Origin of the sequence: Marinobacter sp. EN3 (assembly GCF_000475315.1) — a bacterium.
Classification (GTDB): domain Bacteria; phylum Pseudomonadota; class Gammaproteobacteria; order Pseudomonadales; family Oleiphilaceae; genus Marinobacter; species Marinobacter nauticus.
In genome coordinates, this window is the sequence record NZ_AXCC01000014.1 from 46,752 (window position 1) to 67,152 (window position 20,401).

At 57.9% G+C, this 20,401-nt stretch carries 17 protein-coding genes; 5 read left to right on the forward strand and 12 right to left on the reverse strand.

Annotated features, from left to right (window positions below; genetic code table 11):
* Positions 1-6 precede the first annotated feature (6 nt).
* Both Q675_RS24800 and Q675_RS24805 read right to left on the reverse strand, forming a co-directional pair.
* Positions 7-828: an SDR family oxidoreductase gene (locus tag Q675_RS24800; protein ID WP_011785673.1), complete on the reverse strand. Its 822-nt coding sequence runs from the start codon at positions 826-828 to the stop codon at positions 7-9.
* Positions 829-1,202: 374 nt separating this feature from the next.
* The gene (locus Q675_RS24805; protein WP_014420798.1) at positions 1,203-2,414 is read right to left on the reverse strand and encodes an acyl-CoA dehydrogenase family protein; all 1,212 of its coding nucleotides are present in this window, start codon (positions 2,412-2,414) and stop codon (positions 1,203-1,205) included.
* Between the two features lie 144 nt (positions 2,415-2,558).
* Between Q675_RS24805 and Q675_RS24810 the strand changes: the two genes are divergently transcribed.
* Positions 2,559-3,461, forward strand: a complete 903-nt coding sequence (locus Q675_RS24810; RefSeq protein WP_022990922.1) for a LysR family transcriptional regulator — start codon at positions 2,559-2,561, stop codon at positions 3,459-3,461.
* Here Q675_RS24810 and Q675_RS24815 read toward each other — a convergent pair.
* Both Q675_RS24815 and Q675_RS24820 read right to left on the reverse strand, forming a co-directional pair.
* Entirely contained in the window at positions 3,455-3,811 is a 357-nt protein-coding gene (locus tag Q675_RS24815; RefSeq protein ID WP_022990921.1) for a hypothetical protein, read from the reverse strand. The two genes, Q675_RS24810 and Q675_RS24815, sit on opposite strands and share 7 nt — an antisense overlap.
* Before the next feature lie 23 nt (positions 3,812-3,834).
* On the reverse strand, positions 3,835-4,599 hold the full coding sequence (locus Q675_RS24820; protein WP_022990920.1) for an EAL domain-containing protein: 765 nt from the start codon (positions 4,597-4,599) through the stop codon (positions 3,835-3,837).
* Between the two features lie 204 nt (positions 4,600-4,803).
* Between Q675_RS24820 and Q675_RS24825 the strand changes: the two genes are divergently transcribed.
* Positions 4,804-5,958, forward strand: a complete 1,155-nt coding sequence (locus Q675_RS24825) for an isocitrate/isopropylmalate dehydrogenase family protein (RefSeq protein WP_014420795.1) — start codon at positions 4,804-4,806, stop codon at positions 5,956-5,958.
* Between the two features lie 43 nt (positions 5,959-6,001).
* On the forward strand, positions 6,002-7,261 hold the full coding sequence (locus Q675_RS24830) for an aspartate aminotransferase family protein (protein ID WP_023010869.1): 1,260 nt from the start codon (positions 6,002-6,004) through the stop codon (positions 7,259-7,261).
* Between the two features lie 93 nt (positions 7,262-7,354).
* Here the strand turns inward: Q675_RS24830 and Q675_RS24835 are convergent, their stop codons facing one another.
* From Q675_RS24835 to Q675_RS24845, 3 genes are all read right to left on the reverse strand, one after another.
* Positions 7,355-7,921 carry a DUF1439 domain-containing protein gene (locus Q675_RS24835; protein WP_011785680.1) on the reverse strand — a complete coding sequence of 189 codons (567 nt, stop codon included), beginning with the start codon at positions 7,919-7,921 and terminating at the stop codon, positions 7,355-7,357.
* Positions 7,922-8,010: 89 nt separating this feature from the next.
* On the reverse strand, positions 8,011-8,202 hold the full coding sequence (locus Q675_RS24840; protein ID WP_022990918.1) for a CPXCG motif-containing cysteine-rich protein: 192 nt from the start codon (positions 8,200-8,202) through the stop codon (positions 8,011-8,013).
* Between the two features lie 8 nt (positions 8,203-8,210).
* Positions 8,211-9,437, reverse strand: coding sequence for a pyridoxal phosphate-dependent aminotransferase (locus Q675_RS24845; RefSeq protein ID WP_011785682.1), 1,227 nt, complete (start codon positions 9,435-9,437; stop codon positions 8,211-8,213).
* 201 nt (positions 9,438-9,638) lie between these two features.
* On the opposite strand from Q675_RS24845, the gene Q675_RS24850 reads away from it, so the two are divergent.
* Positions 9,639-10,619 (forward strand): D-2-hydroxyacid dehydrogenase, encoded by a 981-nt coding sequence (locus Q675_RS24850; RefSeq protein ID WP_023010870.1) that lies wholly within the window; start codon positions 9,639-9,641, stop codon positions 10,617-10,619.
* Here the strand turns inward: Q675_RS24850 and Q675_RS24855 are convergent.
* From Q675_RS24855 to Q675_RS24875, 5 genes are all read right to left on the reverse strand, one after another.
* Positions 10,616-11,674: a fatty acid desaturase family protein gene (locus tag Q675_RS24855; protein WP_227499513.1), complete on the reverse strand. Its 1,059-nt coding sequence runs from the start codon at positions 11,672-11,674 to the stop codon at positions 10,616-10,618. The two genes, Q675_RS24850 and Q675_RS24855, sit on opposite strands and share 4 nt — an antisense overlap.
* 419 nt (positions 11,675-12,093) lie before the next feature.
* Positions 12,094-12,759, reverse strand: a complete 666-nt coding sequence (locus tag Q675_RS24860) for a response regulator (RefSeq protein WP_011785685.1) — start codon at positions 12,757-12,759, stop codon at positions 12,094-12,096.
* Between the two features lie 39 nt (positions 12,760-12,798).
* Entirely contained in the window at positions 12,799-14,748 is a 1,950-nt protein-coding gene (gene acs / locus Q675_RS24865) for an acetate--CoA ligase (RefSeq protein WP_023010872.1), read from the reverse strand.
* A 298-nt stretch (positions 14,749-15,046) separates the two neighbouring features.
* Positions 15,047-16,588 carry a fatty acyl-CoA reductase gene (locus tag Q675_RS24870; protein WP_023010873.1) on the reverse strand — a complete coding sequence of 514 codons (1,542 nt, stop codon included), beginning with the start codon at positions 16,586-16,588 and terminating at the stop codon, positions 15,047-15,049.
* 269 nt (positions 16,589-16,857) lie between these two features.
* Positions 16,858-18,183 carry a MinD/ParA family protein gene (locus tag Q675_RS24875; protein ID WP_023010874.1) on the reverse strand — a complete coding sequence of 442 codons (1,326 nt, stop codon included), beginning with the start codon at positions 18,181-18,183 and terminating at the stop codon, positions 16,858-16,860.
* Positions 18,184-18,431: 248 nt separating this feature from the next.
* On the opposite strand from Q675_RS24875, the gene Q675_RS24880 reads away from it, so the two are divergent.
* Complete coding sequence (locus Q675_RS24880) at positions 18,432-20,399, forward strand: HDOD domain-containing protein (protein ID WP_023010875.1); 1,968 nt, start codon at positions 18,432-18,434, stop codon at positions 20,397-20,399.
* Positions 20,400-20,401: the final 2 nt, after the last annotated feature.

Genomic DNA, 20,401 nt, shown 5'->3' on the forward strand with positions numbered 1-20,401 from the left:
ATGTGTTCAGGCGTTCGCCTTGCTACCCATCTTGCTCATCCAGCGCTTGGTTTCCTGGTGCATCAGCCAGTCAAACGCCCAGGGGGCGTGGCGCTTGAGCATCCACATGCGGCGCTCTTTGGCGTGGGGCAATACCCAGAAGTCCTTGTCTTTCACACTGCGGAAGATATCCTCGGCCACGTCTTCGGCGGTGATGCTGGAGCGCTTCATAAGTTTGTTGACGTTCTGTTGAATACCGGGAATATCCGAGCGCATGGTGCTGGCCAGGTTGGTCTGGAAAAACGCCGGGCACACGCAGCTGACGTGAATGCCGGAATCACGCAATTCCTGGCTGAGGGTTTCCGACAGGGCTATCACCCCGGCTTTGGAAACATTGTAGCTGTCCATCAATGGCGCCAGCATAAGCCCGGCCATGGAGGCGACATTCACAAACGCGCCGGAGCCTTGTTCCTTGAACAGCGGGGTAAAGGCTTTGCAGCCACGCACGACGCCAAGTACGTTGATGTCGAGAATCCATTCCCAGTCACCGATGGTGGTGTCTTCAATGGAGCCTGCGGAGGCAACGCCGGCGTTGTTCACGACTACGTCCACTCCCCCCCATTTCTGGACCAGGTCATCACGGACTTTCTCGAAGTCGCTCAGGCGGCGTACATCGCATTCCACGAAATAACCTTCGCCACCGGCCTGGTTCAGTTCCGCCTCAACGGCGACGCCCTGCTCCGGGTTAATGTCCCCGATGCAGACTTTGGCCCCTTCTTTGGCATACCGCAATGCAATCGCCCGGCCCAGGCCACTGGCCCCGCCGGTTATAAATACCCGTTGTGTCATCGTTGTTTCTCTCCGTTATGTTTTGGAGTTCCTGTTCTTTTTTACCCCGGAGTAAGAGTTGGTACCGGAGGGGCTGTCCAAAAACCGCTACAAGCACATCCATGTGCGCTTCTCTCCGGCCATCCATGGCCTCCGACATTTTTGGACAGCCCCTCCGGTACCAACTCCCATACCACTGAGCATGCTGTTCTGACAGCCCTCTCCTGAGCACGCAGGAGCCGGTGGGCCGGGGGTTCTGAAAATTTGTGGAGCCATGGATGGCGGAACACAAGCGCCACATGGATGTGCCGCCAGGAGCGCTTTTCAGAACCCCCGGGCCACCGGCGCCCGCCTCCGCACTCAGAGGCTAGAGGAGTAAAACTCCCACGCCCGACTCAGGACTTGTACTTCCGAAGCTCCAACCGCGCCACCATAGCCCGATGAACTTCATCCGGGCCATCGGCCAACCTCAGAACCCGAGCGTAGCCGAATAACGCTGTCAGCGGGAAATCATCGTCGCTGACACCGGCCCCGCCGTGAATCTGAATCGCGTCATCCACAATCTGCTGAAGCATCTTCGGCACCACCGCCTTGATCATGGACACTTCCTGCAAAGCGCCCATAATGCCCTTGGTATCCAGGGCCCAGGCACATTTCAGGGTCAGCAACCTCGCCTGTTCGATGTTCATACGGGCGTTGGCGATGATGTCCGGATTGCCGCCCAGCTTGGCGATTGGCCGACCGAAAGCTTCGCGGGTCATGGCGCGCTTGATCATGATCTCAAGAGCGCGCTCGGCAGCCCCGATGGCACGCATGCAGTGGTGCACGCGGCCTGGCCCCAAACGGCCCTGAGCGATTTCGAAGCCGCGGCCCGGGCCGGCGATGATGGCGCTTTTGGGCAAACGTACGTTGTCGAACAACACCTGGCCGTGGCCGTAGGGCTCGTCGTAGGCGCCAAAGACCGGCAGCATGCGCTCGATGGTGATGCCCGGGGCATCCAGCGGCACCAGCACCATGGAGTGTCGGCGGTGCTTTTGGGCATCCGGGTCGGTTACACCCATGAAGATGCCCACTTTGCAGTCTGGGTGGCCAATGCCGGTGCTCCACCATTTGCGGCCGTTGAGCACCACTTCGTCACCTTCTACGGTGGCGGTGGCTTCCATGTTGGTGGCATCGGAAGAGGCAACGGCCGGTTCGGTCATGCAGAAGGCGGAGCGGATTTCGCCGCTCAGCAGTTTCGGCAGCCATTCGGCTTTCTGTTCTTCGGAGCCGTAGTGGATCAGTACTTCCATGTTGCCGGTATCCGGCGCGTTGCAGTTGAAGATTTCCGGGGCGATGAAGCTGCGACCGGTTTCTTCGGCAATCAGGGCGTAGTCGGAGTTGAGCAGGCCACAGCCGTACTTGTCGTCAGGAAAGAACATGTTCCACAGGCCCTGGGCCTTGGCTTTTTCTTTCAGTTCTTTGATGATCGGCAGCACCACCCAGCGGTTTTCCTGAGAAGCAAGCTCCTTGTGATACTGCTCCTCAATGGGAAAAATCTCGTCGCGCATGAACTGTTTCACGCGCTTCAGGTAATCCTGGCCTTTCTCGGAAATATTGAAATCCATGGTGCAGCTCCTCGCGCTGGCCGCCCTGTCGGGGGCAATGTCGATCAGATGGGAATCAGTCTAGGAGCCAACGCGTTATTACGCGACTGAATTGTTCTTATCGTTTATCATTAACCATGCTTATTCAGAAAACGGAACCTCATCATGGCGCTGAATCGACCGGACCTGAACCTGCTGCATGTTTTCGACACTATCTATCGGGAAGGAAGCCTGACGCGGGCCGCAAAGGCTCTGCATCTGACCCAGCCTGCCATCAGTCATTCCCTGGCCCGGCTTCGGGATCATTTCAATGATCCGCTGTTTACCCGCCAGGGTAACCAGATGGTGCCCACCCCCCTGGCCCGACGGTTTCTGGAATCCATGCGCCCGGGGCTGAACCAGATCCAGAGTGCGGTGAATCAGTTTCACGCCTTCGACCCCGCCAGCCAGCGCAAAACCTACGCCCTCGGCCTTCGGGATGTTCTGGAATCCACCTTCTTGCCCCAGCTGATTTCAAAACTGGCGCCCTATCCGGACATGGAGGTGCAGAGTCAGCGTGTCGCCCGGCGTGATATGGAAACACAACTGGCGGCGGGCAAACTGGACTTTGCCATTGATGTGTTACTGCCGGTGAGCAACCAGACCAGCCATGAACTGCTCAGGCAGGACCGGCTGGTGGTGCTGGCGCGAAAGGGCCACCCCGTCATCGCGCAGGAACTGGATATGGCCAGCTATCTGGAGGCCAGGCACATTCTGGTGTCGTCGCGGGCGGAGGGCCCGGGCATTGAGGATTTTGAACTTTCCCGCCACGGTGCCCAGCGCAACATCCGCTTGCGCTGCCAGCACTACTACGCCGCCTGCCGGGTGGTGGAGAGCTCAGACCTGTTACTGACCATGCCGGAAACCTACGCCCGCATCATTGCCCAGAACGCCGATATTGAAGTGTTGGCACCGCCGGTGGAGATGCCGTCTATTGATGTACACCTGTATTGGCACAGGGCCTATGAACAGGAACCTGCGCTGGTATGGTTTCGGGACTTGCTGCGTAATCTGCAGCAAGCTCAATAGGCGCCGACCAGCATCAGAAAGCCGAAGAAGCCAGCTGCGGTAATCGCCAGAGACACCGCCACGATACCGAAGCCCCACCAGATGGCCGCGCCATCCGAGATCTTGACACCGTGACCACGAAGGGTGCGATAGAACGCCCAGGGGCCAAGCACGAAGGCGCCGACCACGGCAAACACCAGGCCAATGGCGATTCCGGCGAAGGTCCAGGTAGCCAGCACAGTCGCGCGGTCCGAGGTCTGGTCGGTCACGCCGTGATGTTGCAGAAACTTCTTGCAGAAGAACCAGACCAGGGCAAACAGGGCAGCCACAAACACCAGGCCGCCGATCAGTGTAATCAGGCGATAGAGCACAGAAACATCCTGTTAAGGGTCAGTCAGTCGGGAAACACCGGCTCCGGCAGACATTCGAATCCCGGTTTGGCGAACAGGTAGCCCTGGTAAAGGGCGATCCCTTGAGAACGGAGCCAGAAGTATTCTTCCGGCGTTTCCACGCCCTCCGCCACGATTCGGCCGCCAAGCTGGCGCATCATGGTGATGATACCTGAGACCACTGCCTGCTTGTTGGGTTCCGCATGAATGTTGCGAACCAGCCCCATATCCAGCTTCAGCAAATCGGGCGGGCTGGAAATCATCAGGTTGTAGCGGGAGTACCCGGCACCGAAATCATCAATGGCGGTGCTGAACCCCATGCTCTGGTAGGCCTCGATAATGGAGGTGAGGTGATCAACCGAGGTCATCTCCTCACCCTCTACTACCTCGAAGATGATCTTGCGGGTGTCGAAGTTATAGGTCTTGGCGGCCGCCAGCGTGGTACGAATGCAATACTCCGCCTGATAGACCGCGTTGGGCATGAAGTTGATGCTCAACATGGCCTTCATATCAAGCCGCGACGCCAGCTTCACCGCCTTGACCCGGCATATCTGGTCGAACGCGTACTGGTTCTGGTTATTCACCTTATCCAGCACAGTCATGGCCCCTTGCCCTTCGGTTCCGCGCACCAGCGCCTCGTATGCAAACACCGTTTTATTGGTGGCATCAACAATAGGCTGGAAAGCAAAGCTGAACGAAAAATCCAGGCCATTACCACAGGCGCACTCGTCGCAATGGGACTCATCAAAAAGAACAGAGGGTCTATCCACAGAAGCTCCAGAGCGGCTCGCTCGAAATGAATTCGGGTGGAACTGTAAAAGAATCAATCACATTCAACTATAGACACCATCCGCAGTCGGGTAAAACGAAAACTCGCAATACCACCCATAGTCGGGTGGCATCTGCCGGCTGCGGGTCTACACTGGTTTTGGTGTATTTAATCAGTCAAGCCGCTCTTAAAAGGAGGTTCATGGATGGCCCAGACCACCCGCATTGCAGTAACACCCGGAGATGGTATCGGCCCGGAAGTGGTCGCAGAAGCCGTGCGATGCCTGGAGACACTGCGATCCAGGCACAGCCTGCCACTGGAATGGACCCGTTTTCCATGGCCCTCTCACGCCTGGCATGAAGAACACGGCGAATCCTGGCCCGCAGATGCCCTTGAGCAGCTCAAGGCCTACGACGCCATACTGCTGGGCGCGCTGGGAGATCCGGGCCCCATGCATGACCCGGAGCGCTATCTGTTACCGGACAGCATTTCGCTCGCGCCCCTGCTGGACATGCGAAAAGGCTTTGACCAGTGGGTGTGTGAACGCCCGGCACGACTGCTCCCCGGCGCTCGCCAGTACCTGAAAGATGACCGCGCCAAGGACATCGATATGCTGGTGATTCGCGAGAACAGCGAGGGTGAGTACGTCAGTCAGGGTGGCCGTCTGCGCCCGGGATCGCCCGACGAAGTGGCCACCCAGATGGAGGTGTTCACCCGCCGGGCCACTGAGCGCATTATACGGTACGGCTTTGAACAGGCTCGTAAACGGGCCGGAGAACGTATTCAGCAAGGCCGCACCCGCAGCTTCCGGACACTGGATGGCAAGACCTGCGAAAGCCAGGTATGCCTGATCACCAAGCGCAATGCCCTGCGCTACTGGGGTGACATGTATACCGAAGTGTTTGAGGAAATCAGCCGGGAATTCCCGGATGTAGCCACCCATCACGAACTGGTGGATGCCGCCTGCATGAAATTTGTCTCCAGCCCCTGGGCCTTTGACGTAGTCGTAGCCAGCAACCTCCAGGGCGATATTCTGACCGATCTGGCCGCCGTGATCTCGGGGGGCATGGGGGTAGCTCCGTCCTGCAACCTGAACCCGACCGACCCGGACATGCCCTCCATGTTTGAACCCACCCACGGTAGCGCGCCGGATATCGCCGGCCAGGGCATCGCTGATCCGACCGCCATGCTGTTTACCACCGCCCGCATGCTGGACTGGCTAGGCCGAAAAGACCCGTTGCTGGCCCAGGCCGGGCAGGAACTGTTTGATGCGGTGGCCGCGGATCTCGCAGAGAAAGGCTCTGAACAACGCAGCACCCGGGAAATCGGGGATGCTATTTGTAAACGCCTTGGGGCCTGACTAGGCTGCAAAAGAGGTATTCCATTCACTTCGGGAGGTGTCCATGACCGACCACAAAGGCAAACTGTCCCCCCTGCTCAAGCAGGCTACCGGCATCACCGCGGCCAAAGGCGAAGGTGCCTATATCATTGACCCTGAAGGTCGCCGTTACCTGGACTTTACATCCGGCATTGGTGTCACCAGTACCGGACACTGTCACCCGAAAGTGGTGGAAGCCGCCCAGAAACAGGTAGCCACCATGATCCATGCCCAGGCCACCACAGTCATGAACCCGAGACTACCTGAACTGGCAGAAAAACTCGGCGCAGTGACCCCGGATCCGCTGAATGCCTTTTTCTTTTCCAATGCCGGCACCGAAGTTGCCGAAGGTGCCATCCGCCTGGTGCGCCAGGCCACCGGTCGCCCCAATGTGATCGTATTCCATGGCGGCTTTCATGGTCGCACCATGGGCTCACTGTCCATGACCACCTCCAGCGTGGGCCTGCGAGCCGGTGTCAGCCCGATGATGGGGGGCGTGGTCGTCGCGCCATTCCCCCACGCCTTCCATTACGGCTGGAGCCTGGATGAGGCCACGGACTTCTGCCTGAGAGAGTTGGATCGCATCTTCGTGACCTATTCCGCCCCCAAGGAAACCGCGGCCATGCTAATTGAGCCGGTTCAGGGCGAGGGTGGCTATGTGCCGGCCAACGCTCGTTTTATGCAGGGGTTGCGGGAGCGCTGCGACAAGCACGGCATCATGCTGGTGTTTGACGAAGTACAGGCCGGGTTCGGCCGCAGCGGCAAGTTCTGGGCCCACGAACACTTCGGGGTAACACCCGACGCCATCATGATCGCCAAAGGCCTCGCCAGCGGCTTCCCCATTTCTGCTCTGGCGGCTTCAGAAGAAACCATGGCCAAGGGCTGGCCGGGTTCTCAGGGCGGCACCTATGGCGGCAACGCTGTAGCGGCGGCTGCCGCCATAGCAACCATCGACGTGATTCAGGAAGAGGGCCTGGTGCAGAACGCCGATACTATGGGCAAACGCCTGTGGGACAACCTGCACAGTTTGAAAAAGGACTACCCGGAAATGGCAGATGTCCGGGGCAAAGGACTGATGGTTGGCGTGGAGATGCGCCGCGGAGACTGCCCGGACGGAGAACGCGCCGGCAAGATCCTGAAAGAATGTGAAAAGCGGGGGCTGCTGATGCTGCGGTGTGGCCCATACCAGGAGATAGTACGCTGGCTGCCGCCGCTGATCGTCAACCAGCACCAGATTGACGAAGCCACCGGCATCTTCGAAGAGGCACTGAAAGCCACGGCCTGAGCCATAGGCCGGTACCAGCAAGCAGAAAGGCCGGGAGGAACGTCATCCACCCGGCCTTTTTTGCTTCCACTCACCGCAAGGCAGGATACTGCCTTACTGATCCGCCATCACAAACTCCAGTCGTCCCGGGGCTACCCGCACATCCATCGGTACCATCCCGAACATGCGCTGGGCGAAATCGGTTTCATCCAGACGATACACCGGCATGGTTTCCAGCATCTGAGCCACCGCTCGCATGACATTGTCGGTGATGGGTGCCAGATCCCCTTTGAAGAAGGGCGAATCAATGGAGCTCTCCAGCAACTGCAAGCGGCGGATATACACCGCTTTCTCCTGGCTGTCGTATACCGGCGCGCCCTCCACTTTCAAAGCGAGGTCCACGGGTAACTTGGCCATCAACGCATTCAGGGCTACCTGTCCACGCAGGTCGATCACCGCTACGTCCCGACCATCAGGTCCAAGGGTAATATCCGCGTCATCCAGGCTGAGACTGAGAGGCGACCCACTCTGCAGCTGTTTTCGATCAAACTCCGCCACCACATCCTTCAGGTGACCCTCAATCTCACCCTCGGAGATGGCGTAGGGCGAAAGGCTTGCGCAGCCGCTAGCCGTCAGCACAACGAACAGAGACAGCAGCCAGGCTTTGGCGTGATTCAACATGATTGGATTCCCTGCAAATTGGTCGGCTTTTATCCTGCGCCAGAGCGCCCTGCACCGCAACTGACTGGCATTAACGATTGGTCATGCGCTTACTCATTTTCTGGGCGGGCATCCACGCTGACGACTCGCCCCTCTTCCAACTGGACAGTCAGAACAATGGGCTGACAGCACACCTGGCAGTCCTCGACATATTCCTGCTCAGGCACGGTCGGGTCGACGCTGATATCCAGCGTCTCCCAACAGTAAGGACATTGAATCAGGACGGATTCCAGAGCCGACATGTCAGGCCTCAGAACTGCTGCTTGGCCATCCAGGGGATGATCCGGTCAAAGGCCTCTTCCATGCGCTCGCAGGTAGTGGAGAAGCTGAACCGCAAGGCGTTGGTGCAGTGTTCACCAAAGGCGTCCCCCGGCACCACGCAGACACCGGTTTCCTTCAGCATGCGCAAGGCCAGATCCGAACCATCCACGTGGGGCGGCAAGTCCGGGAAAGCGAAAAAGGCACCGCCGGGCTTGTAGCCGGTCAGGTAAGGGGTTTGATCAATCAACTCGACAACCTTGTCCCGACGCTCCCGGTAGATATCCACCATGTCCTGAACGCATTGCTGGTCGGCCGTCAGCGCCGCCACTCCGGCAAACTGGGATGGGGTATTGGCCACTGAGGTGGTGAACATATGGTACCGGCGCAGGGACTTGATCGCCGCCTGGCTGGAAATGACCCAGCCTACGCGCAGGCCGGCCATACTGTAGGTTTTGGAGAAACTGCTGATGCACATGATGTTGTCCAGGTCCATGGAGCAATTGAGGACACTGGCAAAATCATCGTCATCAAAAATCAGGTGGTCATACACTTCATCGGCGTATACCTGGATACCACGATAGGCGCACTCTTCCAGAATGGTCTCCACGGTACTGCGGGGATACACCGCCCCGGTGGGGTTGTTCGGGTTGTTCAGGATCAGCGCAAAGGTGCGGGAGCCCATGGCCCGAATCACATCGTCCGGATCCAGCTGGTGGTTGTTCTCGGCCCGCGTGGGAACAAACTTCACCTCACCCCCGGTCATCCGGATCAAAGGTGCATACAACAGAAACGATGGGTCGGTCACGATGAACTGCCGCCCGGGCGCCGAGGTGGCCGAAATGGCCAGATACATGGCTTCAGTCGCGCCGCTCGTTACCAGGATGTTGTCACGGGTGAGCTTGCGGTTGTAGCGCTTGCCATAGTAATCCCGCAGTGCAACCAGCAACTCCGGCAGGCCGGCATCCATGGTGTAACCGGTCTGGCCGGCATTGAGCGCATCAATGTAGGCGTCGATAACATGTTTGGGCGTGGGCAGATCTGGCTGGCCGATCGACAGATGAATCACATCCTTCATGGTAGATGCCATATTCACCAGGCGACGAATCCCCGAAACAGGAATGGCCTGCATGGCAGGGTTCCAACTGGCCTTGGTCTTCCGGTACTTCACTTTACGCGGCTTGGTCTGGCCGGTGTCCTTGTTCGCGGATTCCGCCATAAGCACCTCCTGGGGGACAGGGTAAACAAAAGAGTACCTTTGCAGGTTAGTCAGGAAAGAGGGGGGGTACAAGCAAGCGGGACTAAAGGATAACCGAACCCCTCAAAAACCGGTTCCGGCTGCCTCAGGTTGACCAGCCCACAACCGCCAACCAGACTAGTAAGACAGTCGTTATTTGAGTGCACCATCACCGGAGGTTACATGACAGATTCACGCAAACCGGTCGTTACCGTTCTGACAGCACCGGGAGAGCCGGCACCGCCGGGTATAGAGGCGGTCAGAGCCCGGGCTGAAGTGCGCTTCGCCTGCGACGAACCCACCCTGCGTGAAAGCCTGCCAGGCACCGATGTCATGATGGTCACGGACTTCCGTACCGAAGCCCTTGAAGCGGCCTGGCCCTGTGCTGACAAGCTGCAATGGATTCACGCCACCAGCGCGGGGGTGGATGCGCTGATGTTTCCCGCCCTGATCAAGAGCGATGTGGTGGTCACCAACGCCCGTGGCATTTTCGACCGCACCATCGCCGAATACGTGCTCTGTACCATCCTGATGTTCGCCAAGGATTTCCCCCGCTCCATCCGGCTGCAGATGAATCAGGAGTGGAAACACCGGGATACCGAACGGGCCGAGGGCAAACAGGTACTGGTGGTTGGCGCTGGCTCCATCGGCCGGCAGATTGGCCGGCTGGTAAATGCCATCGGCCTGCACGCCCACGGTATCGCCCGTACCCCGAGACATGATGACCCGGATTTCGTGGCGGTGCATGGCAACGATGAGCTCTATGAGCAGCTCTCACATGCAGACTTCGTGGTGATTGCGGCGCCGTTGACGCCACAAACCGAAGGCCTGTTTGATGCCAAAGCCTTTGCCGCCATGAAAAAGACCGCACGCCTGATCAACATCGGCCGCGGCCCGATCGTCAATACCGAAGCCCTGCTCAAGGCACTCGACGATGGCGAGATTGCCGGCGCCGGACTGGATGTTTTTGAGGAGGAGCCCCTGCCCTCGGATCACCCGCTCTGGCAGCGGGAAAACGTGATCATGACCGCCCATATGGCCGGTGATTTTATCGGCTGGAAGCGGGCGCTCACCGATCAGTTCCTGGAGAACTTTGATCGGTGGCACAAGCAGGGCGAGCTGTTTAACCTGGTGAACAAAGAGCTTGGTTACGCCGGGAGTTAATTCAGATTAGCTGCTGAGTACTCTGATTGTAACGGCAGCAAATCAAACACCCGGCTTTCATCATTAGGATCCACCAACTCCGTCGGAGATTTATAGACCCGCGGGGTGGTGTACAACATCTTGAGCGCCGTGCTGTGAGGCATGGCCATATAACGCTCCGGCTCGTTTTCCTCCAGCCACTTGCGAACCCTCGGCGCCATGTTGTGGGCCATTTTCGGAAAAAAGTGGTGTTCAATATGGTGGCTGAAGCGGAAATGCAGGCGGTCCAGCACCGGATGGCTGCGCAGGCTCATGGAATTATCAAGTGGGTTATTGGTGGGTGTCTGCGGGCGCAGGAAGTGATTGGTGAGGATATAGCCCTGACCCAACGCGTTGGCCACCATGAACGGAATCAGCACCGTAAACAGCGCGAGCGAGCCAGAAACCGCAGCCAGCGCCAGCCACCCCCCCAGGCACAGAAACACCTGCGCGATGGCCATCCGACGATCAAACCCCTTGAACTGCTTGCGGCGTTTCGCCTGAATCCACAGCACCAGCTGGGCGTGGAACGTGAACGAATAGGTCAGGAACAGATAGCTGTACCAGGTACCGGAACCCGGAGCCAGCTTGTGAAACTTCTTCTGGCCTGGATTGGTCTTGTAACGACGCAGCGTGCCGAAGCTGTCCGGGTCTGTATCACCGGTATTGGTGTTACCGTGATGCACCACGTTGTGCCACTTGCGCCAGAACTCCGGCGGCACCAATAACGGCCCAAACCCCAGCCAGCCAAACACGTTCTGCCAGCGCCGGCTCATGCCCAGAGCACCATGCAGCACCTCATGGGCCAGCAGCGCCTGGCAACCAATGGTGTGCCCCACCAGCAACGCCAGCCCCAGATTGGCGTACCACGGCAAACCCGCCATCAGGATAACCGCCAGCCCAGCCCAGATAATGGCCTGCAGGGGCAAAAACCAGATCACCCGCCAGGTCTGCGGCTTGAACGTGTCAGCGGGAAGTTCCTTTTTCATGCGATCCCGGAGTTCCCGTTCGTCCGGTTTTCCGAAGACAGCACTCACACTTGTTTCGGATTTCACTGCAGCGTTCATCTTTTACCTGTCACCGTTTGCTGTTGAACACACTCACCATGCACCAAACTTTCAGCGCACAATTGTTAGCTGAAAACTACAACAGAAAACCCAAGAAAACAATGGCCAAAGAACGAGAAAGGGAATCCGCCCATAAAATGAATAACAAGCGTATCCCGATAAGCAATCACCAAAGCATGATGACGCAGATGGGGAAGCCCTCCCTGGGATGTCTTTGGCCATGGATGGCCAAAGAGAAGCGCACATGGAAGTGCTCGTAGCGGTCCCAGGGAGGGCTTCCCCATCTGCGGCACAGCACCGACGCCGAGAGCCGGGAGTCACCCATAAGCCGAAAACAAAAACGGGAGCCCAAAGGCTCCCGTTTTGAAACAAACTGAAAAGCTAAAACCTCAACTCCCCGAAAGCGACTGCTCCGAAGGATCCAGCTCCATCTGCTGAATGGCAATCACCGCCTGAGTCCGGTTCCGGACCCCAAGCTTGCGGAACACCGCCGTGATGTGAGCTTTGATCGTCGCCTCCGAAACATCCAGATCGTAAGCGATCTGCTTGTTCAGGAGCCCTTCGGCCAGCATCCCCAACACCCGGAACTGCTGCGGTGTCAGCGACGCCAGACGCTCAGAGAAATCCGTGGTCTCAGCCTGCATACGCTCAATCTTGTCGGCGACTCCCTCCGGCAGCCAGACATCCCCCTCCAGCACCGCCTGTATAGCCTCGGTAATGGTTGGCAAAGGTGCCGATTTGGGAATAAAGCCGGAAGCACCGTAATCAATCGAGCGGCGCATCACCTGCAGATCTTCTGAACCGGACACAACCACCACAGGCAAACCCGGGTACTGGCCTCGCATGAACACCAGACCCGAAAAACCATGGGCACCCGGCATGTTCAGATCCAGCAGGATCAGGTCCGCGTCCGGGTGCGACTCTACCGCCGCCTGCAGCGCCTTGATGCTGTCGACCTCCACCGTCTCGGCATCCGGCACCGCCTGATTGACCGCCTGTTTCAATGCTGCCCGAAACAGCGGGTGATCATCAGCGACGATAATTGTTTGTGTCATTCAACAGATTCCTCACAGGTTAGTGCCAGCAGCGGGGCGTTACTTGAACGCCCGGCTGCTGATCAGCTCATCCACTACGCCCGGATCAGCCAGAGTGGACGTATCTCCAAGCTGATCGTGCTCGTTAGCGGCAATTTTACGCAAAATCCTGCGCATAATCTTGCCAGACCGGGTCTTGGGCAGTCCAGGTGCCCACTGAATCACATCCGGCGAGGCAATCGGGCCAATTTCTTTACGCACCCACTGTACCAGCTCTTTCTTGAGCTCGTCGCTGGGCTCCTCGCCCTGCACCAGGGTTACGTAAACGTAGATGCCCTGCCCCTTGATGTCGTGCGGGTAACCTACCACGGCAGCTTCGGCCACCTTGTCGTGGGCAACCAGTGCACTCTCAACTTCCGCAGTACCCAGACGGTGACCGGAGACGTTCAGAACGTCATCCACCCGGCCGGTAATCCAGTAGTAACCGTCCTCATCCCGACGGGCACCGTCACCGGTAAAGTACATGCCCTTATAGGTGCTGAAGTAGGTCTGAATGAAACGCTCGTGATCACCGTAGATGGTGCGCATCTGGCCCGGCCAGCTGTCGAGAATCACCAGGTTGCCTTCGGTCTTGCCTTCCAGGATGTTGCCTTCGTTATCAACCAATGCCGGCTGAACGCCGAAGAACGGCAGCGTCGCGGAACCCGGCTTCAGGTCCACCGCGCCAGGCAGCGGAGAAATCAGGATGCCGCCGGTTTCAGTCTGCCACCAGGTATCTACGATCGGGCACTTGCTGTTACCGATTACGCGGTGATACCACTCCCAGGCTTCCGGGTTGATTGGCTCACCCACAGAGCCCAGCAGTTTCAGGCTGCTACGGGTGGTGCCGTCCATGCAGGACTCACCCTGCGCCATCAATGCGCGGATAGCGGTCGGTGCAGTATACAGGATGTTGACCTTGTGCTTGTCGACCACCTGCCCCATGCGGGAACTGTCCGGATAGTTGGGCACCCCCTCGAACAGCAGAGTGATGGCACCGTTTGCCAGCGGACCATAGAGAATGTAGCTGTGGCCGGTTACCCAACCGAAGTCAGCGGTACACCAGTAAACATCACCATCGTGATAGTCGAACACGTACTGATGGGTCATGGAGGCATAGACCATGTAACCACCGGTAGTGTGCAGAACGCCTTTCGGCGCACCGGTAGAGCCAGAGGTGTACAGCATGAACAGCGGGTCTTCCGCATTCATCGGCTCTGGCTGGCATTCAGCCGAGGCATTCTTCATCAGGTCTTCGTAACGCAGATCGCGGCCTTCGGTCCAGGGCACCTGATCGTTACCGGTGCGAGACACCACGATCACCTTGTCGACCTTGGCGTCGTCCTCATGCTTGAGGGCGGAATCCACGTTCTTCTTCAGCGGGATGGCACGGCCACCACGCAGACCTTCATCTGCGGTAATCACGAAACGGGATTTGCCGTTCACAATCCGTGCGGCCAGAGCTTCCGGAGAGAAGCCACCAAACACCACAGAGTGGATCGCACCAATACGTGCGCAGGCCAGCATGGCAACGGCAGTTTCAACAATCATGGGCATGTAGATGGTAACCACATCACCCTTCTTGACGCCCTGATCCTTGAGCACGTTGGCAAACTTACAGGTCTCTTCGTAGAGCTCCCGGTAGGTGACATTCCGGGATACCGAGGGATCGTCCCCCTCAAAGATGATCGCGGTCTGATCGCCACGTTGTTCCAGGTGGCGATCCAGGCAGTTGGCCGAGGCGTTCAGGACACCGTCCTCGAACCATTTGATAGACAGGTTGTTGTAATCGTAGGTACTGTTCTTGACCTTGGTGAACGGCTTGATCCAGTCGATACGCTTGCCATGCTCGCCCCAGAAGGTATTCGGGTCCTCCACGGACTGGCGATACATTTCCTCATATTGCGATTTGCTGACCAGTGCGCGCTCGGCGACCTCCGGACTTACCGGATATACCTGCTTGTCAGTCATTGTGCTCCCCCTTGATCTGAGTCTGTTGTCATTGTCGGTTTTTAAATTCAGGGTGGTCGGGCGTTTTTCGCCCGCAAGACAGATGCCTGTAGTTCAACATGTGTGCCACCGCACAATGAATTAGACTAACGTCCTAAGATGCCCGGCAATTAGGGGCAACCTGCTCAGAAATGCAGCGATAACGGCAGGGACGGGCCACTACCAGGTAATACTCTCAAGGATAGTTTGCCCGCAGGAAATGGCCAAAACAGAAGGAAGAAACCGGGGCAGAAGCGCTTTCCTGCCCCGGCGACGTTTTTCAGGCTGCTTTTTTACGCTGGCGCGCGGTTTTCAGGCTGTACACCTTTCGTTCTTTCAGGGCATAGCGATTGAGCCCGGCCAGGTGAATCTTGCGCAGGTAGAGTTCCCAGTCAATGAGGCGGGCATCCACCGGGAACAGCCCTTTATCGACATCACCCATCCGGTTCGCCAGAGCCATCAGCTCATCGTTGCGGAAGATATAATCCGGCGCGGTGTAGAAACCAAAAATGGTTGCCAGCGACTGGGTGGTATCCAGGTTCCTGAGCATTTTCAGGTCCCGGGAATTTCCCAGTAATTTGAGCACACGGTCCGTCAGGGAGAGCGGTAAGCGAACACCACTGATCACCAAATCAAACAGCGCCCGGTTAACCGCCAGAAACGGCTTGCTGGGCTGCCGGTAGAACAGGTGATCGTAGGCAGCGTAATTGGCTTTTGATTCCGCCATGAGATGGTCGATGAACTCACCCAGAGAGATTGGATTGCCGCCCCCGCTGCAACACTGATAAATGCGGCGCCGACCGGGTTCTCCAAGAGCTTCCGCCAGGGAAAGAATGATGGAGTTGGCCACCAGGTCCACTGGAATCACATCGATGATGCCGGAGCGTTTGCCCGGGAACAGGGTCACTTTTTCCCGTGCGTAAGCCAGAATGATGGCATCTGCCACCTTCACCCCCTCAATCCAGCCGGGCGCCGGCTCCTCCAGGGCACTTTCGATAATCGAAGGACGCAGAATGGTCAGGGTGCGCCCGTTTAACGCCTTCATCAGCAACTGTTCGCCCAGCCACTTGGTAAAGGTGTAGGTATCGCTCCAGCCATAGCGGTTGGCTTCCCGAATCCCCAGGTCCACCAACTTCTTCTCCAGCACCTTGCCGGAATAACGGGCCTGAACGTCTTCAATTTTATCCTGCAGCAGGCGAACGAGCTCTTCTATCTCGTAGAAGCCGTCCGGGGAACGCGGCACGGCCTCGCCTGCCGGCTTGATCACCGATTCGGTGACCTGCCCCGAGTTCATGCCATTGACATAGCAGGTGGAGACCTGCAAGACCGCAAGCTTCGGGTTCAAATCCACCAGGCCGGCAATATTCCGAAGGCACAGGGTGTTGATGGCCAGAGCCTTGTCGAGCTCTTCACGGAAATTCACGCTCGCGGCGGAGTTGATCACCGCATCCAGTTCGGTGGCGAGTTTGCGATAGTCTTCCTGCCCTATCCCGAAACCCGCTTCGGTCACCTCACCGGTCACGCAGTGAATGCGCTCTTCCAGAAAGGCGTCAAATGCCTCTGAATCGGCCTCGCGAAGACGGTCAAACACCGAGGACGTGGCAATTTCTTCCAGGAAACGGGAACGAGCATCCGGGTGCCGTTTATTGCCCCGGATCAGCAGGTAAATAGCGCCGATATCAGGCACCGCCCGAATCAGCTTTTCGAGGACCACCTTGCCCAGAAAGCCGGTGGTACCGGTGATCAGAACCCGCTTGCCGCGTAGCTGTCCGAGCACCTTTGATGATGAAGTGTCAGCGTGATGTACCTGCTGTATTGCCATGATAGAACTCCTTCTCTGAGATCACTAAAGCCGATCTGACGCCGGCCAGTACTGTGCGGGCGGGGCACATCCCTTTCCCCGTCGTCACTGATTCCCTGTTGCAACCGCCTGTCAGAGTGCCTGCATATTGCGGGCCACGAGCCACGATATCGGTCAATTCTCACACAACGAACGTGACAGCACGGTGACAGACTGCAAAATTACGACACAAAAAACGCTAATAAAATGACAATTAAAAAGGCACATGGATCGCCCCGGAAACGGCTGCCTCAGGAGCCTGTTCGGTCTTTGCCCGCCAGCGCCCGCAACAGGTCGTCCAGTGAGACATTGGCCGGTTTTTCCCGCAGGGCGCGTACCAGTTGCTCCTGCTCGCCAAAACTGACCCGGTCATACAGAGGCCCCTCAAGGCTGTGATGAACCGCCTGAGAGGGGGGCTGGTCACTCGGCGGTGGCGACAACTCATCTGACAAATGCCGCAAATGACGAGCAAGACTGGCGCGATCGCGAGTCGGCAGCTTATCCCAGTTCATGGCGGCGAGACTGGTCTGAATGATCTCCACCGTGTCGGCATCGGGACTGCGCCCCAACAGTGCAAACAGCCGGGTAAATGCTTCATATCTGAGCATGACATCGTCGGGTACCGATATCATGGCCTTTTCTAATTGTGCGATCAGATCCAGACAATGCTGCCGGCTGCTTTTATCCGCCCCACTGTTCCGACCATTACCTGCGTCCGCCTCAGTGGCGCGTTTGGCGGCCCGGTACCAATAAGCGGCGATCCCCGCCTTTCTTGGGGGCAGTCGGCCAACATGAACGTTCAGCATCTCGGCCAGGGAGTGAAACTGACGACAGGAGGGGTCCGAAGCCGGCAGCACCGTCACCGGCATCTGGTCCAGCACTGACTGACGCAGAGTTTCATCACGCCAGAGCCCGCCCAGATAATGCAGCGACCATTGCAGATGGCGCTGACAGGCACCATTAAAACGCTGAAACACAGAGCGCGCCTGACTGGCCCCCTGCGCCATATTAACGATCACTGCCGGAGTCCGGCGGTAGCCGCGGCGTTTGAGTACCTTCATCAGAGAAAAAGCGTCGGTTAGTGAGGCCGGATCAGGCGTGACAACCAGACAGGCCAGTTCGGCAGCAGCAATCATATGCAAGCCCACCGACTGTAAACCCGACGCCGTATCAATAATAACGGTGTCGTAGCGGTTCTCAAGCTCATGCAGGGCCCGCAGAACGGCCAGACCGCCCTGCTCCGACATCTCCATACAGCTCTGCACACCGGATGCACCGGGGATCAGATCCAGCCCGCCGTATGTGGTCATGATAATATCCTGCATGGCGCATCGCCCCGCCACCACATCGGCAAGCGTGCGCTGAGGGTAGGCACCTACCATAATGCTGACGTTGGCAAGGTCGGTATCGCCATCCAGCAGAAGCACCTTCTGACCCTGCTCGGACAGGGCAATGGCCAGGTTCAGCGCCACCGTGGTCTTGCCAACACCGCCCTTTCCGCCCGTAATGGCGATGGTTCGGGTCTGGCGCGATTTTTGCGCTGGGTTCTGGCTTTGTGTCTGCTTGGGGACTTCCATTAAAAACAGCCTGGACGCTTAAACTTGTCACTATAAGCGACATTTTAACCTGTAAAAAGGGTACACATATCACAGACCGGATGATAGATTGCTTAAAAAAGCACCAATAAGTATTTAATAGAGACGGATTATTGTCTAAGCTCAGGGACCAACAAGAAGAATGAACACCCTGTCATATTATTTCAATACAGAACAGGGAAGCTTGCGCACGGCCATTAGCGGACCGCGCAGGACCAAAGGGGCGTGCCATGACTACAGCGACGGATATTGCGTCAGATCTACAGCTGCCGAGCCTTCCAGAGGTTATCCTGCGCGCTCTGGACGCCTGCCATTCCGGTCAAAGCTATCGCGAAATCAGTCGTATCGTTTCTGCCGACACCGCCCTCGTTACCCGGTTACTCGCCCTCACCAGTTCCGCGCTATACCATCGGGGAGCTCCCAGCCATTCTGTTGAACAGGCCTTGTTGAGACTGGGGACCCGAAAATTCCAGACGCTGCTACTGACGTCCGCCCTGCGACAGCTGATGTGTGAACTTGGAGGCGATGAGTGGCAACAACTGAGGGACTTCTGGCGGCACTCCCTGACCACCGCACTGACGGCCAAGACGCTGGCTACGCTGACCCGCTACCCGGAACCGGAAGAGGCCTTTCTTCTGGGGATGATGCATAACATTGGCGAGCTCATTGCGATCAAAACACCCTGCCCCGAACGCAAGCAACAGATACTGAACCAGCAGAACGACATCGCCGCCGGGCTGGTGTCCTCCTGGGGGCTGGGCACAATGGCTGTCGATGCCATGCGCTATCAACAGGCCTTGCCCGGACAACTGAGGGATGCCGGGCACCTGGTCAAGGTGGTCAGTCTCTCTACCCGGCTAGCTCTGTCTGATGCCGTAGGCGTAGGGGCAGCGGCCACCATCTTCGGGTTGCAGGAAGATCTTACCCTTGAGATCAACAAGAAGATCGGCGAAGAGGTTGCCAGCGTGGCTGCCTCCCTCGGTATCCCTCTGGATACTGATTACGATGCCCGCGAGGCCAGACGTCAGCTGAACCAGCGGCTGCTGGAACACACCATGGTGCGAACCGCGCTGGCGTTGCCAGCCTCTGGCCCGGAAAACCTCTCCACACTGGTGTCGGAAGCCGCCAGCAGCCTGGCACTGATCACCGGTCTGCCCGTGCTCTGCTTTAGCCGGGAGGGTGAGGATCTTACGCTACGTTCAGGCACCTGCCGGCAACTGCCGGAGATGTCCGTTAATCCAGCCTACGGCGACAGCGCGCTAACCACTGCTCTGAGAACCGGCACCACCACAACCATGGATCAGACCGAACCCACCGTGCTTGATCAACAGCTGTGCTCCTTGCTGGCCGCACCCTCACTACTGGCGCTCCCGGTTGCAACCGGGGACAGTGTGTTCGTGATTGGCATCGACGACCAGACAGTGGCGGGTGCGCGCAACCTCGGAGAGTTGTTCACCCGGGAACTCTCAGCGGTTCTCGAGCTGTCATCTGCCGATCGCCTTGGCTCGGACCAGCAAATGGTGAACGATCGTCTGCGCCGACAGGTACACGAGGTCAGTAACCCGCTCACCATTATCCGCCAGTACCTGTTCCAGCTGCGCAGCCGGCTCCAGGATCCAGATGTTCAGGATGAGCTGAACATCATTCAGGAAGAACTCGAGCGTGCCGGCAACCTGTTGTTGCAGATCAGCCAGCACGCAGCCGAAGCAACAGGCTCCGACACCGATCTGAACGAAGAACTGACCGGTCTGGGCAGAATCCTTCGGGATAGCCTGTTCCATGACGATCACCGGGAGCTTCACCTGCACCTCTGCAAAGCGGACACTCAAGTACAGGCAGCCCCCTCTGCGGTCCGCCAGATCGTCCTTAATCTGGTCAGAAACGCAGTTGAGGGCTTTGGAGAGCGGCCCGGAACCGTCACGCTGAAAACCACGGCACCCCTGTTTCAGAACCGGCGACGCTGGGTTGAGTTACAGGTCACCGATAACGGTCCCGGCATTCCGGAGCCATTGCAACGCCGACTGTTTGAACCGGTCAACAGCACCAAGGGAGATGGCCATAGCGGCCTGGGGCTGAGCATTGTTAAACAACTGATTGATGACATGGAGGGCATCATTGCTTGCCACACCGGACAGGAGGGCACGGCCTTCCGGATACTGCTGCCGGCGGCAAGTCATAACGATAACGACACCGACTGACG

Excerpts from the sequence above, each read along its gene's own strand:
- Q675_RS24870 (WP_023010873.1), bottom strand. The coding sequence starts at position 16,588 with ATGGCAATACAGCAGGTACATCACGCTGACACTTCATCATCAAAGGTG.
- Q675_RS24800 (WP_011785673.1), bottom strand. The coding sequence starts at position 828 with ATGACACAACGGGTATTTATAACCGGCGGGGCCAGTGGCCTGGGCCGG.
- Q675_RS24850 (WP_023010870.1), top strand. The coding sequence starts at position 9,639 with ATGACAGATTCACGCAAACCGGTCGTTACCGTTCTGACAGCACCGGGA.
- Q675_RS24825 (WP_014420795.1), top strand. The coding sequence starts at position 4,804 with ATGGCCCAGACCACCCGCATTGCAGTAACACCCGGAGATGGTATCGGC.
- Q675_RS24840 (WP_022990918.1), bottom strand. The coding sequence starts at position 8,202 with ATGTCGGCTCTGGAATCCGTCCTGATTCAATGTCCTTACTGTTGGGAG.
- Q675_RS24860 (WP_011785685.1), bottom strand. The coding sequence starts at position 12,759 with ATGACACAAACAATTATCGTCGCTGATGATCACCCGCTGTTTCGGGCA.
- Q675_RS24835 (WP_011785680.1), bottom strand. The coding sequence starts at position 7,921 with ATGTTGAATCACGCCAAAGCCTGGCTGCTGTCTCTGTTCGTTGTGCTG.
- Q675_RS24830 (WP_023010869.1), top strand. The coding sequence starts at position 6,002 with ATGACCGACCACAAAGGCAAACTGTCCCCCCTGCTCAAGCAGGCTACC.
- acs (WP_023010872.1), bottom strand. The coding sequence starts at position 14,748 with ATGACTGACAAGCAGGTATATCCGGTAAGTCCGGAGGTCGCCGAGCGC.
- Q675_RS24875 (WP_023010874.1), bottom strand. The coding sequence starts at position 18,183 with ATGGAAGTCCCCAAGCAGACACAAAGCCAGAACCCAGCGCAAAAATCG.
- Q675_RS24810 (WP_022990922.1), top strand. The coding sequence starts at position 2,559 with ATGGCGCTGAATCGACCGGACCTGAACCTGCTGCATGTTTTCGACACT.
- Q675_RS24880 (WP_023010875.1), top strand. The coding sequence starts at position 18,432 with ATGACTACAGCGACGGATATTGCGTCAGATCTACAGCTGCCGAGCCTT.
- Q675_RS24845 (WP_011785682.1), bottom strand. The coding sequence starts at position 9,437 with ATGGCGGAATCCGCGAACAAGGACACCGGCCAGACCAAGCCGCGTAAA.
- Q675_RS24805 (WP_014420798.1), bottom strand. The coding sequence starts at position 2,414 with ATGGATTTCAATATTTCCGAGAAAGGCCAGGATTACCTGAAGCGCGTG.